Source organism: Anaerovorax odorimutans (assembly GCF_024459955.1).
In the GTDB taxonomy this organism is placed as follows: Bacteria; Bacillota; Clostridia; order Peptostreptococcales; family Anaerovoracaceae; genus Hominibacterium; species Hominibacterium odorimutans_A.
Genome location: NZ_JANFXK010000012.1, coordinates 17,497 through 32,500 on the forward strand (window position 1 = coordinate 17,497; position 15,004 = coordinate 32,500).

Sequence of the window (15,004 nt, forward strand, 5' to 3'; positions counted from 1 at the left end):
GCCCATTATGGCTTGGGACGCCTGCGTCTGGCGAGATAGACCATATTGGAGCGGATATCCCCGGGTACATGATATTCAAAGAACTGCCCGGGGTCATAGCCTTCATTTATTTTTTCGCTTTTCTCAATGTGAAAACCGCTTCTGTCAAGGGCGGCCATGGCAAAATCCAGGGTAAAAGCATTGGGCGCGGCGTGGGCATAGAGCTCATGGATTTTTTTGACGGATTTGCTGTCTTTGGCGTAATATTCAACAGCTCCTGCGATCAAGGCGTTTTCCGTCAGATAAGGAGCAATGGCGTCAAAATAATGGGTAGTCTGGAAGAAACCCAGATTGCTGGACCCCAGATAGTCAATTACCGCGTCAATACAGTTTCTTTTAAGGGGAAGCTGGCCGCTTTGATTGATAATGTAGGCAACCTTAAGCTGAGGATTGGCGTTGACTATATGCTGCCGCATCGTATGGATCGTTCTTTCCGATAGGGCAGTGACTAAGAAGGTGCTGCCTTCGACCTGTCTGCTGTCATAATAACTGTACAGATACTGGCAGGCAATATCGGGAAACAGTATTGTTTTGCCGCGGAGATCAAAAACGCTGAGCTTTTTGTGAATCCAGAGGCTGTCCTTATATAAGTTGGTGAGATATTCGTTGCTGTAATCGTTCATTCCCATTAAAAGCATTCCGTCTTCATTGGTAATGAGGTTTTCATCGCCGAAATACCGCGTCAGGAAAATGGGATCGTTTTCAAGATCGGTTATATCACCGGTGTACATAACGCCGTTTTTTACAACCGCATGATATCCGCAGGAACAGGTCAGCTCGCCGTTCACGATGGAATCTCCCGAAATGTCCACATGGGACAGATGGGGCTGGCTCTGACAGTGGGGGCAGCGCAGCAGGCCTACGGTGTTCAGCGGAAATCCGGGCAGAGGGCTCTGGCTTTTGTCCGCATTGGCAGGCGCGGTTCCCACTGTGGCACGGGTGCTGCTGAGCTCGATCTTTTTGATTTGTTTGTTGATCAGCCGGATATATTGATTAATTTGATGCCGCTCCTCATACAAACGGTCCCTTTTGGCAGTGAAAAAATCCAAAAGTTTTCCATAGAGCAGGTAATCGTCTTTATTGTAAAAGCGTAGTATGCTCAGGTATTTATTCAGTTCGTTGAGCTTGAACCCGGTGGCTTTCATAGAAATGATAATTTCCATCTCACGGCAGTCATTATCCGTAAAATCATATTGGAACCCGTTCTTTTCAGGAACCAATAGTCCAAGATTAATATAATGTCTCACCGTAGCGACGGAAACGTTGAATTTTTTCGAGAATTCTCCGATTTTCATATGATTGCCTCCTTGGGAAAAGTTTACGATCTGCAACGCTTATTATAGCATAAAATATAAAGCGCCACTTTGCGTTTTGTAAAAAAATACATGAAAATGCATCTTGACGTAAACTATAGAAAAAGATAATATAATTAATTGAAAAGTTGTAATCTTTTCAAAATTGATAAAATGACAGTAATTACAACGGCGAACGGAGGGAAATATGAGTACATATAAGATTTATACAAACGGCAATATTTATACGGTAAACAGAGACTGCGAGTGGGCAGATACCGTGGTGACTGAAGGGAATAAGATCGTTTATGTGGGAGATAAGGCCGGTGCGGAAGCATTTTGGAATGATGAAGCAGTGGTTTATGATTTAAAGGGAAAGATGATGCTTCCGGGATTCATCGACGGGCATTGTCATCCTGTAATGGCGGCCCACGTGCTGTCCGGCATCGTATTTGACATAGATTGGACTCTGGAGGAATGTCTCGCGCAGATCAAAGGTTATGTAGAGGAACATCCCGACAACAAGACCTATTTCGGGCTGGGATACGCGGAATGGATCTTCGATGAAAAGGGCCCGAAGAAGGAGCTTTTGGATGAGATCTGTATGGAAAAGCCGATGTTTTTCCTGGGAAGCGGCGCCCATGAGGCATGGTGCAACAGCAAAGGCTTTGAGGAAGCGGGCATTACCAGGGATACGCCGGATCCTCTTCCCGGACTTCATTATTTTTCCAGAGACGCCGAAGGAAATCCCGCCGGACATGTCGTTGAAGGCAGATCTCAGGCTATGATTATGAGTAAAATCAACTTTTTTGATGAAGAAAAAGTGCTTAACCTGCTGGCGGCCAATTCCGTGGACTATGCGGCTATGGGCGTTACGGGAACTGCGGATATGGGTATGTACTCCTATCTGGAAAAACAATATTTTGAGGCGCTGGACGCAATTAAGGCAGATGGGAGGTATCTGCAGCGATTCGCAGGATGTACCTGTCATGTGGAAGACCCTGAGGTCGTTGATTCAAGAATAGCGTCTATTCTTGAGGCTCAGAAAAAATATAACGACGACCGGTTCAGAATCAACTTCCTCAAGATCATCAACGATGGAACCATGGAAAGCCGTTCTGCGGCCATAAGCGAGCCGTATCCTGAAGACGGGTCCGTTGTGAAACCGCTGATGGATGAAGAAGTAGCTGCTGAGACCGGCCTGAAAGCCGCCAAAGCAGGACTTGACATCAATATGCACGCCATCGGCGACGTGGCGGCAAAGTCTGTAGTAGCGATGGCTAAGGCTGTTCGGGAGGCCGGATACGAGGACTGCCGCATTACCTGCTCCCATTCCCAGTACATAATGCCCGAGGACGCGGAGCTGTTCGGCAAATATAACATTATCGCCAACTCCACCGGTGTGTGGATGTACGGCAACCCGCTGATGGATAAGGTTCTGGGCCATATCAACGATGAAACCTTCCGCATGCGAAGTTTGATCAGCGCGGGCGCGCGCATGGCCCTGGGAAGCGATTTCCCGGTGGACGAATACGGAAGGGAACCTCTTAAGAGCATTGAAATGTGCGTGACCAGAAAAATGTACGGTCAGCCGGACGCCCCAATGCTCAAGCCTTATGACGAGGGAACGACAGTAAAAGAGGCCATTGAGGGCTTTACCATAAACAACGCTTATCAGATGCACATGGAGGATGTGATCGGTTCCATTGAGGTTGGGAAATACGCTGACTTCGTGATCCTTGAAGAAAATATTCTGGAGATCGATCCGGAAAACATTCATAAAGTCAAGGTATGTGAAACGATCATGGACGGCGTGACGACTTACAAAGCGTAAGGATATATAAATTGATACAAACCGCTAAGGTATGTATATAGGCCGTCATTTTTCAGGCGGCCGGGAAATTATTTTTCAATTTTAATTATTTATGAAAGGAGATTGAGATGTCCAAGACAAATTACACAGGCGGACAAGTGCTGGTAGACGCGCATCCTGGCTTGAAAAAGAAGAAATTCACATTGGCAGCGATGACGTTTTTCATCTATTGCGCATGCGCCGGCGGAGCCTTTGGTATTGAGACAATGATTTCATCCGCAGGTCCGGGGCTGACCCTGATTCTGCTCGTACTGATTCCTCTCCTCTGGGGTATGCCCATCGGGCTGTATTCATCCGAGCTTACGAACTTGGCTCCGGTTGAATCGGGGCCCTATGTATGGGCCAAGATGGCCTTCGGAGAGTTCTGGGGATTTTCCTTCGGATTCTGGATCGCGCTGGCCATGTATCTGACCGGTGCGGCGTATGTGGTACTTGCGGTGAATTACATCGGCATGTTTGTTTCTTTAACACCGGTGACCGCATTTCTTTTGAAGGCAGCAATCATCATTGTTTTTACCATTGTTAACCTGATGGGGCTGGAAGAAGTAAGTACGCTGAGTACGATTTTCAGTATTATTATTCTGCTGGCATTCGCAGCCGTAGCAGTAGTAGGTATCGTAAACTGGCAGTACAGCCCGTTTGATCCGATCGTTCCAGAGGGTCAGGGAGCGCTTTCCAGCTGGGGTACGGGTATTGCCGTTGGCGTATGGATGTACTGCGGTTATGTGGCGATTTCATTCCTTGGAGGCGAGATTGAAAATCCGCAGGTTATTCCGAAGGGAATGAAAATCGGTATTCTGGTTATTACCCTGAGCTATGTTCTGCCGACTTTGGGCGGTATCGTATCCACAGGCCCCTGGACAGAATGGGGTATCAGCATCGACTATTCATCGGTACTTTATCAGCACGTAGGCACATGGGCGGGCGTAGCCTTTATGATCGTTGCGGTAATCGCGCAGTGCGCTATTTTCAATGCGGCTATCGCATCCGCGTCAAGATCCTTTATGGTACTGGGCCAGGATTATCTTTGCCCGAAATTCCTGTCAAAGGTTTCCAAGAACAGAAAAGTGCCTGTATGGCCGATCCTGATTCTGGCAGCGATCAACTTGATTCTGGTAAACTTAAACTTCGAAGTACTGGTTACCATTCTTTCTCCGGTTCTGTTCGTTCTGTATGTAGGCCTGGGCTTTGCATATGTAAAGATCAGAAAAGAATATCCGGTTGAAAAGAGGGGAGACCTCTACTATGTAAAGAGCAAGTTCGCGACACTTTACATATGCGGAGGCCCGTTAATCGTGGGAATTATCAGCTTCCTGGTAAACGGAACGGAATACTTCCTACTGGGATTCATTGCCATTATCGCAGCTGTGATTTTCTATCCGATTTGTAAATGGATCTACGGCGGCTTCTACAAGAAAGATAAGGAGCAGCATCCGATCAATCCTAAGACAAAGCTGGCAAAGGGAGATCTGGTCAGATTTGGGTGGTTCTTCCTGCTGTTTGGCATCATCGCTTTCCTGGGTTCCTTCTTCCTCGTATGGTATGAAGGTTCATGGGGTCCTGATTACTATCTGGAAACGTACGGATCAGGCATTATGAGCAATTTCTGGGGCATGATTAATATCGCCCGCTGGGGCGGCGTTGCCATGCTGGTGCTGGGAGCTATTTTCTTCCTGGTTGGAAAGAAAGTCGATCCGGTTCCAAAAGACTGAGTTTAAAAAATATCAGCTGGATATATTCCGGCTGATATTTTTTTGCTGTTTTGAGATATGCGTGTCGGTTACCATTAAGAATATTCTGAGTCAGCAGCCTTTCTTGTCTATAGTGGGAATAAATGTTATTATGGGAACAGGGGGTGAAGTATGCTTAAATCGGAACCAGATCAAAATGCCGCCGGCGAAAGAAGGAAGCTGAATATCCTGGTAGTGGAGGACAATTACGACGACATGGAATATGTATGCGACAGCTTAAAAGAGATGGATATGGGGCTGAACATCCATAAGGCGGGAAAAGCCTTTAAAGCGCTGGAAATCATCTATGAACGTGATATTGACCTTGTTCTGCTGGATGTTGAACTGCCGGATCTCAATGGATTTTCTCTCGCCAACAGAATAAGGAATCTGGAGGATACTTCTCTGCTTCCAATTGTGTTTATAACGGGGACCGACGCCAACCCACTGATGGCCCATAGAAAATATCACTGCTATGATTATATCAAAAAACCATTTGTGCGGAACACCTTTAACCAAGTGATGGAGCCGCTGTTAAAAGGACTGGAGAAGCAAAAGAACAGAGGCGGGATGCCTGCGCCGGAGAAGGAAAAAGTCGTTTTTCTTGAGACCAGAGAAGAGGTGTTCGTTGTAAAATACGATGATATTTTATTTGCGGAAATAAGCGGAAGAACGATTACTGTTTATCTGACCGACAGGACAGTGAGCGGCGTCAAAATGAAATTTGATGACTTTATCGAAAGTGTGGATTCCCCTGATTTCCTGCGCTGTCATAAATCCTATGCGGTTAATATCAGAAACATTGATCGAATCAAAAAAATTGATTACCGATCCTGGGATATTCTTTTCAAAGACAGCGACCAGGCAAGCAGGAGAAAATGTATGCTGTCAAAGACATATAAGGACGACGTTTTTGCTGCGATAGAGAACAGAAAGGATGATAACGGATGATAGATATTGCTGCCGGCTGGTATATTTACTGGCTGCGGTCTTTTCTGGAAGTTCTGTCTATCTACTGTTTTAGCAGTCTCCTTGGCGGAGAGGGGCGGATGAAAGTAAGGGCCCTGTTTTTGGGAAGTCTTGGCGTATCGCTTGTTATCATTGTTCTTGACTATTTTGATGCTTCCTTTATCCCACTGGTTGCCTTGTTTTTGTGCGTTGTTGGGCTGAAACTTTCAACGACGGCAAAGCTTTCCGAGCTGGTGGGAAATTTAGTGTTTGGAACCGCAGCGACCTTCCTTTTGGAATTGATTGCCACGGGGGTTCTCCTGATCCCTGGAAAAGATTACGGAATGGATGGCATTTCCTGCATTATGTCGGGCCTTCTGGCCATAGCCGTCATCTGTAACCTGATTCTGCACAGAGATAACCGTATTGCCCGAAAGGCCAATACAATATTGCGGGATAAAAGCAATTATATCTTAATTGTTTCCATAAGTATAATTGTTCCTATCGTTATGTTATCAAACATATTTTTGGACAACTCCATGATGTTCTGGGAGGGGTATTATGAAACTTCGTTTTTGGCAGCCCTCTATTTTGTTATGAATCTGTTTTTAATAAAATATTTTGTGGATATTTCGCATAAAGAAAATGAAATTAAAATAATCCGTGAGTATGGAGAGCATCTGAAAGAGCTGGCGGAAGAATTGAACAAGCGGGAGCATGAGTATAAAAACCAGCTGAATACGATCATCGGAACCGCAGAAAGAGGCGGACCGGAATGCAGAAAACAGATCATTGAGTATGCGGAAAGCATCACCAGGGCGAACAAAAATCGCAGAACCGGCGGGAGTATCATCAGCGATAATTCCGTTATTGCCGCGTATATTCTAAAAATGTCACGTATTGCCGAAGCCCGTGACATCCGATTTGATTACTATATCGCCAGGCCATTTCCCGTATATGACCTGCCTGAAAGCGAGCTGAGCGAATTGCTGGCGAACCTTATCAATAACGCCTTTGAAGCGGCTGAGGAATTGGACGGTCATAAACGATACGCGGCAGTTTGCCTGGAAGAGGATTATATAGAAGTGTCAAACTATGTGAACAAGGATTTCAGCAAAAGTATGATTAAAAAAGCAAACAGGCCCGGCTTCAGTACAAAGGGGCGTAACCGGGGTTACGGCATGGTAAACATAAGGGATATTGTAAAACGGCACGGCTTTAAGATGGAATCCTATTTGAGAGATGACTTGCTCACTTTTACGATCCGTATGAAGTGATGTTTTTTTTAGATGAAATGTGATTTTGTAATTGGCATCCGCATTTTAAGCCCCTTTCCGGCATGATATAACAGATATATTGTCAAAAAATTTTGAAAGCTCTATAATTCTATTGTGTTTTACATAAATAGTTAGGAGGTTAGAGCAATGTCGGAAGTTCAAAAGATGAGAGGGGCTGAGGTAGGAGATCATGGACTGAAGAAGCATGACATTAAAGTTTCGACCGTTGTCTTTATGATTTTCTGCTTAGTGGCAGCCGGATGTTATGGTATTGAGGAAATCATTCCTGCCTGCGGCCCGGGCCTGACAATCGTGATACTGTGTATTCTTCCCTTTATCTGGGCCCTGCCCTTTAGCCTGGTGGCATCTGAGCTGGGCTCGGCGAGACCGCAGGAGGGCGGATATTACAAATGGGTACAGGAAGCCCTTGGTGAATTCTGGGGATTTCAGGCCGGTTGGTGGCGGACGGTTTCGATCTACATTGATATGGTTTCTTATGTTGTGCTGGCAGGAGGCTATGCTTCATCACAATGGAATTTCAGCAGGCCGGAAGAATTTTTACTTAAAGCGGCAATTATTTTGGTTTTCGTGTATATTAATATCCGCGGTGTGAAAGATATCGGAGTGGTGAGTACCATCCTGTCAATTTTAGTAATGGTAGCCTTTGGGCTGGTTGCAATATGCGGTTTTCTGCATTGGGGAGAAGGAACGGACGTTTCTTTCCAAATGACGGCTACGGAGACACATGGTATCAGTGACTGGTTCTTCCTGATTGCCGGGGGGATTTCAATTGGCATGTGGATGTATTCAGGCTATGAATCCATGTCTACCATTGCGGGAGAAGTTTCCAATCCGCAGGTAATTCCCAAGGCGACACTGATTACGGTTCCGCTGATTGCGGCTGTCTATATCATTCCTACGGTAGCAGGTCTGGGTTCACTGGGGCAATGGCAGGACTGGGCTCCTGACGGTGATGGAGTTGGGTACGGCGATGTGGTCGCAACCTTCTGGGGACCGGCGTTTGGCGTAATTTTCGTCATCATTGCGATTCTAGCCCAATGCTCGATTTTCAATACATATATAGCGTCAGGATCAAGAGGATTTTTCTCCTTGGCGGATGACCATCTTGCTCCGCAGATACTGGTCAAATGTGATAAAAAACATGGTGTTCCATATGTTGCGATCTCGACGGTTGCGGTTGTATGCCTGCTTCTGTGCATGCTGCCATTTGGTTTTATTATTATACTTGACGTAACCATGCTGGTGGCATCGTATATCCTCGTCTACATCTCAGCAATTGTTTTAAGGAAGAGAATTCCAAAGGAGGAGTATCAATTTAAAATTCCGGGCGGATCGGGAGTGCTGTCGGTAATTTGTATCGTACCGATTTGCGTCGCTCTGTTCTCCTTCTTTATCAATGGGTCGGATTGCTATCTGGCCGGCGCGGTGGGAATGGTTTCGGGAACGATTCTGTACTATATTTGGAGAAGGCGGTATGGCGGGCTTACCAAGAAGAATCCACAGCTGTTCCCTGCCAATAAAAGGACAGGACTGGCGGTGGGCGACACGAGAAAGATAGCATTTATGCTCCTGCTGTTATCCATCTTCAATGTGATTGCCTGTTTCTTCATGCCCTGGTATGAGAATGGCTGGGAAGCGGATTCTTATTTTGACGGAATGCTGCCGGACGCCAATGTGGATACGATTACCACGATCATTTATACGGGCCTGCATGTATTTACGGCAGTATGCGCCATTGCGACTATAATATTCTATATTATTTCCAAGAAAGTGGAGCCTGCCAAAAAATAGATCAGATTGCTTTATTGGATCTGCTTCTTAAAATACGAAAAACCATGGAACGGTGCTGACCATTTCATGGTTTTTCTTTGTCTTCGGAATGAAAAACCTACGAAACCTTTAGCCTCAGAATAACCGAAAAACCTCCATGGCTGCCGCGACCGATCTCCACGCTCCCCTGATGAGCAGCGATGATCTGTTTAACGAGCAAAAGCCCCAGCCCGTGGCGCTGTCTGGTTATGCTGTCATCGCAGACCATGTAGTGAGGTTTGTCGTTCAATTCTTCAATCCGGGCATCGCTTGCCCCGATGCCGTCATCCTCCAGGATGATTTCACACTGACCGCTGTTTTCCGCAAGGGAGACGTAGATGCCGCAGCCCTCGTCGTTATGATTAATGCTGTTCTGTATGATATTGGTAATTGCCCGGCGGAGCAGTTCTTTATCCCCCAGAACAAAGCAGGCCGGAAGGTTTTCGGTTGTTTCCCAGATGATAGGATATTTTTCTTCAAGATCCATGTTCAGAAAATCGGCCGATACCTGCCTTACCAGCGAGGTCATGCTGACTTTAGAAAGCTTTAAGGGCTGCATGTTGTATTCCAGCTTGGAGGCCAGGTTGAGGTCGCTGACCAGGTTTCTTATCTTTTCGCTCTGCCTGCGGATGACGGCAGCTTTACAGCGGGCTTCTTGGCTCAGGGCCGTATCCTCTTCAAGCTGTCCCGCATAGCCCATGACCATGGAAAGGGGCGTGCGGATATCATGGGATACCCCGGCGATCCAGTTGGCCCGGGCGGTTTCCTTTTTTCTGAGCTGACGATTCTGGGCGCTCAGCTTTTCCGAAACCCGGTTGATGGAAGCTGCCAGATCGGAGAGCAGCCCCTTTTCTTTCAGGTATATATCTTCTCCCTGGGGCAGGGCCTCAATGCCGCAGAGAATCGGCTTTACGGAGCGGAAGATCCCTGAGGAAGCGATCATGTAGATGAGGAATATGGCTGCCAGATTGCATATGATGAAAACCAGGACATGCTGGGGAAGCTTTGCGATGGTATTGTAGTCAAAGGTGTTCCACATCAGTTTCCAGTAAGCTGTTTTCGGGTGCCCCATAATCAGCAGATCTCCGCCGTGACTGCCGGTGGTCGTGGGATAATCGCAGATATATCCCCGTACCGCCTGGGCGATATCAGAGGCTGAGTAAGCAAGGGGTACGGCCCCGGGCAAATTGTCACTGTGCCAGACGACGTTTCCGCCGTTGTCGTCGATGAGGATGGCCCAGGCCTGATATTCCTCCAGAACAGATGCGCCTTCCCGGGAAAGCTGGTACGTTCCATTTCCGTCTGCGGTCAATGCGTCAGAAACAGCCTGGGCCGCTTTCCATCCTCCCGCATTTCCTGTCTGGTGATAGGAAAGATAGAACAGAAGGACCGCGTTGAACACAAACAGCAGGCAAATGGAAAGCAGCAGGATCAAAATAAACCTGCGGATCAGTTTCAGTGCGCTGCTCATTTCTTTTCCTCCGTAATCAATTTATAGCCCAGCCCTTTGACCGTAACAAGGGATTGAGGCTTGGAAGGGTTTTCTTCGATCTTTTCCCGTATGCGGCGGATGTGGGCCATCAGGGAATTTTCATAACCGTATGGATTGTCGCCCCAGGCAGCCTCACAGAGCGCGTCGATGGTAACGATTTTTCCGGCGTTCTGGGAGAGGGCAAAGAGCAGGTCGTGTTCTTTGGCGGTCAGAGAAATGCGCTGGCTGCCCCTGTGGATTTCGGCCCTGCTGAAATCAATCCGGCAGGCGTGCAGAGGCACCAGAGGATTCTCATTTTTATAGCTTCTTCTCAGGATAGCGCTGATGCGAAAGAGCAATTCCTTCGGCAGAAAGGGCTTGACGATATAATCATCGGCGCCCAGTCCTAGCCCAGCCAGCCGGTCCTCGTCCTCACCGCGGGCAGAGAGAAACAGCACTGGATAATCAGCCTCTTTTTTCAGTTCTTTCAGCAGAGAAAATCCGTCGCCGTCGGGGAGCATGACATCCAGGACCGCCAGCTCGGGCCGGACGCGCTGTGCTTCACAGACCGCCTGCTCTGCGGTTTTGGCAGTATAGATGCGTTTGTAGCCGTCTTCTTTCAATATGGAAACCACCATATCCAGCAGCTCCTGCTCATCGTCCACCAGCAGGATTCGTTTTTCCTTTAAAAAGTCGTCATTCATTTTCATCAGCCTCCTTGTCTTTATTATAATACACAAATCGGAAATTTTTTTATCAAAGGCGAAATGTAAGGCAATTGTAAGGTTGCGGGAAAGCTGGCGTAAGGTTGATGCTGTAGGATATAGCTGTAATCGGAAAGGAGAATGGAATATGAATATGATAGAGACAAACAAACTGACAAAAACCTACGGCGACTTTAAAGCGGTGGCGGGTATTAATCTGCACGTCCGCAAGGGAAGCGTGTATGGGTTTTTAGGCCCCAATGGAGCGGGCAAATCGACGACCATGAAAATGTTTCTGGGGCTGACCAAGCAGAGCAAAGGGACCTTTACCATAGACGGAAAATCCTACCCGCAGGACCGGCAGGCCATTCTGCGTGAAATCGGCTCGTTTATCGAAGCGCCGGCTTTTTACGGCAACCTCAGCGGAGAGGAAAATCTGCATATTATCCGCAAAATTCTGAGCCTGCCGAAATCATCGGTGGATGATGCCCTGGAGCTTGTGGGCCTTACGGAGCATCGCAAGAGGCTGGCTAGAAAGTATTCCCTGGGCATGAAACAGAGGCTGGGGCTGGCCGGAGCGCTGATCGGCAAGCCACCTATCCTGATTTTGGATGAACCGACCAATGGCCTGGATCCTGTGGGAATCCACGAGATACGCACCTTGATACGGAATCTGCCGAAACAGTTTGACTGTACGGTTTTGGTGTCCTCCCATCTGCTGCCGGAAGTGGAGCTGATGGCGGATGATGTGGGCATCATCAATCACGGCAGGCTGCTGTTTGAAGGCTCCCTTGCGGATCTGAAACAGGATGCTGTGCAAAAGGGCTATTCCCACGAGCATTTGGAAGATACCTTCCTGGCTATGATCGATGAGGACAATCAGCAAAGGGGGAGAAGGAGATGAGTGTTTCTTTGGAATACGGCAAGTTGAAGCGGACCGGGTTTTATCCGGCATTCGTAGGGGGCGGTCTTCTGGCGGCAGCCATACCCATCGCCAATACTGCCCTGCGGCAGGATGTTTTCACATCTGTGAAGGAGTCGCCTTTTGTGGTCCTTATGGATGCCAACTGGCAGATGATGGCAATGCTCAATGTCTTTATGATCGTGATCGGCGCATGTATTGTGTACCATATAGAATATGCGGATAATGCCCTGCAGAAAATGGAAGCCCTGCCGGCAAAGGGGGAAAGCATGTTTTTCAGCAAATGCTTTGTATTGGCGGCAGCTTCGGTTTTCATGATCGCTTTGGAGACAGCGGCTTTGGCTTTCTGCGTCCGCTGCTGGTTTTCGCCGCCGGAGGATTTTGCAGCGCAGCTGTTTTCGTCAATGGGCTTTGCGACAGCCCTGTCGGTGCCGGCAGTAATCCTGATGATGGGAATCTCTTCGGCATGCAGGAATATGTGGATCTCTCTGGGCATCGGCGTGATTGGCATTTTTGCTACGGTGGTGATCCCGCCCGGCAGCCTGATTTTATCCATGTTTCCATTTACTCTTCCATTTCAGACCTTTAGCGGGGCAGGCGAGGGGGAGGCTGGAGAACTTCTTCTGGGCGCGCTTGTGGAAATGGCGGTATTTTGCGCAGCGGAGCTGGTCTATCTGAGAATAAGGAGGAATGTCCAATGAATCTGTTAACCATGGTCGATATAGAACGGCGTAAAATCCATCGTTCGAAAATCATCTGGATTTTGATGATTCCCATCGTCATTCTCTGGATTCCGATGATTATCAATGCCGATGTCAATTTTAACATGCAGGCGGAAGGAATTCTGCCGGAAGATAATTTTCTGGTTCAGGGCTTTCTGGGGCTGTCCTGGTTCATGTTTCCCGCCAGTCTGGTGATCGGAACCGTTCTGCTCAATCAGACGGAGAGAAGCGGCAATGGTATTCTAAAGATGCTTTCGCTGCCCATATCTCCTGCCAAGCTGTGTATGGCCAAGTTTATCGTATTGCTGCTTTTAGCCGCTGTACAGATGATCGCGATGGTAGTGTGCTACTACTTGAGCGCGGCCGCCGCTTCTTCTTTGGAAGACTATAGCTTTACGCTGGGGCCATCGGATGTGCTGGGGCTGGCCGGATCCGTCTATCTGGCGTCCATTCCCATGGCTGCTGTTTTCTGGATGATTGCGGTCTGCATCCGCACGCCAGTCTTTTCGGTAGGCATCGGATTGGCGACTATTGTACCTTCGGTCCTGGTGATGAATACCAAGGTGTGGTTTGCTTATCCCATGTGCTATGCCTTTCGGGTGGTTACCGGGCAGATGCACAAGCTGGCCGCCCATATGGGAGACTTCCCCTGCGATCTATTGCCGTGGATTCCCGCGGCGGTGATTATTACACTGGTATGTCTTGCCGTTTCCTGCAATCAACTGGGAAAGGCGGAAAGGAGAGGATGAGAATGAGAGAGAAATTAATGACAGCGGTTTGCGGAATTCTGATGGTTTTTCCATGGACGCTGCTGGTTTTGCGGACCAATGAATGGGCGCTTTTGTCTCCTGCGGCAGAGCGATTGATCGCATTATATGCGGTGGTGATGATTGGAGGAGGGATTCTTACCGGCATTGCTTATGGAAAAACGATGCTCCGCAATTCCTTTATGAAGCTCTGTCTGGTGGTCAATATGCTGTATGCGGCCTGCGGCGCGGCTGCGCTGGTGATGATGACGGTGTAAAAAGATTTGTGTGAAAAGAGGGACCTGTTTAGAGAAAAAGCAGGGATCAGAGAAGGCCGATGTGGGGCCGATTCTGGTCTCTGCTTTTCTATACAGCTGACAGGATTTCTGATGCCGCAGCCCTACTCGTTTTTAAGCTGCAAACCGTCTTTGAAGGCTTCGCCCACGCGTTCGGTCACTTTATAGTAGCCATGGGTATACGGATCAAAGGCGATAGCGTTTACTAAGGACATATCAATCTTGTCTCCAACCATTACCTTTTCATCTGCTGTTACATTTACCACTTTACCAATAACGCCGCATCCGTATTCGCCGCTCTGATACTCGATAAACTCACACTCCAGGCAGAGCGGAAATTCGTTGATAATTGGCGCGTCGACCTGTTCAGACTTGATTGTGGTCAGTCCGCTGTTTTCGAATTTGTTGGAAACCCGGTTGCCCGACTCAACGCCGAAATAGTCTGCTTCAACTACATGCGCGGCATCGGCGATACTTACGGTAAAAGCACCTCTCGCCTTGATGTTCTTCACTGTTTTGTGCGACTCTGTCAGATTGAGTGCTACATTTCCTCTTTCCTGCATAGTGCCCCATGCGGCATTCATGACATTGACGCTGCCATCTTCATTGTAAGTGGCTACCATTAAAACCGGCATCGGGAAAATACCTTCTGTTAGGTTCAGCTTCTTTCTCATTTTGATTACCTCGTTTCTTATATGGGATTGACAGAACTTGCATCCTTAAATATAATTATAGTGGGTAAAAGAAAAAATACAAGTACTGTTATTAAAGATAGGTACTATCATAAAGGAAAGTATAAAATGATAAAGAATTATATTGAGAACGCCAATTTTGAAGATACAGGATTCAGCTATACGCTGTCACTCATATCCGGCAAGCATAAGATGGTTATCCTCTACTGTCTGATGGAGTTTGAAATTGTAAGGTTTAATGAGTTGAAACGATATCTGAAAAATGTGACCGACAAAACACTCAGCAGTAATTTAAAAGAGCTTGAGGCGGACGGTCTCGTTATTCGCAAGGAATATCCGCAGATACCGCCAAAGGTTGAATACAGCTTGAGCGACAGAGGAAAATCCTTGATGGATGTTTTGGATCAGCTGTGTGTTTGGGGTGAAAACAACAGGGAATAAATAGCATGACGATTTGCCGGT

At 47.5% G+C, this 15,004-nt stretch carries 14 protein-coding genes; 10 read left to right on the forward strand and 4 right to left on the reverse strand.

What is annotated here, in order from left to right:
• Window positions 1–5 precede the first annotated feature (5 nt).
• Window positions 6–1,334: a MerR family transcriptional regulator gene (locus tag NE619_RS11175; RefSeq protein ID WP_256132502.1), complete on the reverse strand. Its 1,329-nt coding sequence runs from the start codon at window positions 1,332–1,334 to the stop codon at window positions 6–8.
• A 205-nt stretch (window positions 1,335–1,539) separates the two neighbouring features.
• Between NE619_RS11175 and NE619_RS11180 the strand changes: the two genes are divergently transcribed.
• From NE619_RS11180 to NE619_RS11200, 5 genes are all read left to right on the forward strand, one after another.
• Window positions 1,540–3,165 (forward strand): amidohydrolase, encoded by a 1,626-nt coding sequence (locus NE619_RS11180; protein WP_256132503.1) that lies wholly within the window; start codon window positions 1,540–1,542, stop codon window positions 3,163–3,165.
• 107 nt (window positions 3,166–3,272) lie between these two features.
• Window positions 3,273–4,916 (forward strand): APC family permease, encoded by a 1,644-nt coding sequence (locus NE619_RS11185; protein ID WP_256132504.1) that lies wholly within the window; start codon window positions 3,273–3,275, stop codon window positions 4,914–4,916.
• 150 nt (window positions 4,917–5,066) lie between these two features.
• On the forward strand, window positions 5,067–5,885 hold the full coding sequence (locus NE619_RS11190; protein ID WP_256132505.1) for a LytR/AlgR family response regulator transcription factor: 819 nt from the start codon (window positions 5,067–5,069) through the stop codon (window positions 5,883–5,885).
• Window positions 5,882–7,159: a sensor histidine kinase gene (locus NE619_RS11195; protein WP_256132506.1), complete on the forward strand. Its 1,278-nt coding sequence runs from the start codon at window positions 5,882–5,884 to the stop codon at window positions 7,157–7,159. The genes NE619_RS11190 and NE619_RS11195 overlap by 4 nt, the downstream gene beginning before the upstream one ends.
• Window positions 7,160–7,306: 147 nt before the next feature.
• On the forward strand, window positions 7,307–8,971 hold the full coding sequence (locus tag NE619_RS11200; RefSeq protein ID WP_256132507.1) for an APC family permease: 1,665 nt from the start codon (window positions 7,307–7,309) through the stop codon (window positions 8,969–8,971).
• Between the two features lie 97 nt (window positions 8,972–9,068).
• On the opposite strand, the gene NE619_RS11205 is transcribed toward NE619_RS11200, so the two are convergent.
• Both NE619_RS11205 and NE619_RS11210 read right to left on the reverse strand, forming a co-directional pair.
• On the reverse strand, window positions 9,069–10,460 hold the full coding sequence (locus tag NE619_RS11205; protein ID WP_256132508.1) for a sensor histidine kinase: 1,392 nt from the start codon (window positions 10,458–10,460) through the stop codon (window positions 9,069–9,071).
• Window positions 10,457–11,164, reverse strand: a complete 708-nt coding sequence (locus NE619_RS11210) for a response regulator transcription factor (RefSeq protein WP_256132509.1) — start codon at window positions 11,162–11,164, stop codon at window positions 10,457–10,459. Before NE619_RS11210 ends, NE619_RS11205 begins: the two co-directional genes overlap by 4 nt.
• Before the next feature lie 148 nt (window positions 11,165–11,312).
• On the opposite strand from NE619_RS11210, the gene NE619_RS11215 reads away from it, so the two are divergent.
• From NE619_RS11215 to NE619_RS11230, 4 genes are read left to right on the forward strand one after another with little or no spacing between them, the layout of a single operon-like run.
• On the forward strand, window positions 11,313–12,068 hold the full coding sequence (locus NE619_RS11215) for an ABC transporter ATP-binding protein (protein ID WP_256132510.1): 756 nt from the start codon (window positions 11,313–11,315) through the stop codon (window positions 12,066–12,068).
• Window positions 12,065–12,787, forward strand: a complete 723-nt coding sequence (locus NE619_RS11220; protein ID WP_256132511.1) for an ABC transporter permease — start codon at window positions 12,065–12,067, stop codon at window positions 12,785–12,787. The genes NE619_RS11215 and NE619_RS11220 overlap by 4 nt, the downstream gene beginning before the upstream one ends.
• Window positions 12,784–13,557, forward strand: a complete 774-nt coding sequence (locus NE619_RS11225) for an ABC transporter permease (RefSeq protein ID WP_256132512.1) — start codon at window positions 12,784–12,786, stop codon at window positions 13,555–13,557. The genes NE619_RS11220 and NE619_RS11225 overlap by 4 nt, the downstream gene beginning before the upstream one ends.
• Before the next feature lie 2 nt (window positions 13,558–13,559).
• A complete protein-coding gene (locus NE619_RS11230) occupies window positions 13,560–13,832 on the forward strand; it encodes a hypothetical protein (RefSeq protein WP_256132513.1) in 273 nt (90 codons plus the stop codon).
• Between the two features lie 122 nt (window positions 13,833–13,954).
• Here the strand turns inward: NE619_RS11230 and NE619_RS11235 are convergent, their stop codons facing one another.
• A complete protein-coding gene (locus NE619_RS11235; RefSeq protein ID WP_256132514.1) occupies window positions 13,955–14,524 on the reverse strand; it encodes a flavin reductase family protein in 570 nt (189 codons plus the stop codon).
• Between the two features lie 126 nt (window positions 14,525–14,650).
• Here NE619_RS11235 and NE619_RS11240 point away from each other — a divergent pair, with 126 nt between their 5' ends.
• The gene (locus NE619_RS11240) at window positions 14,651–14,983 is read left to right on the forward strand and encodes a winged helix-turn-helix transcriptional regulator (protein ID WP_256132515.1); all 333 of its coding nucleotides are present in this window, start codon (window positions 14,651–14,653) and stop codon (window positions 14,981–14,983) included.
• The last annotated feature ends 21 nt before the right edge of the window (window positions 14,984–15,004 follow it).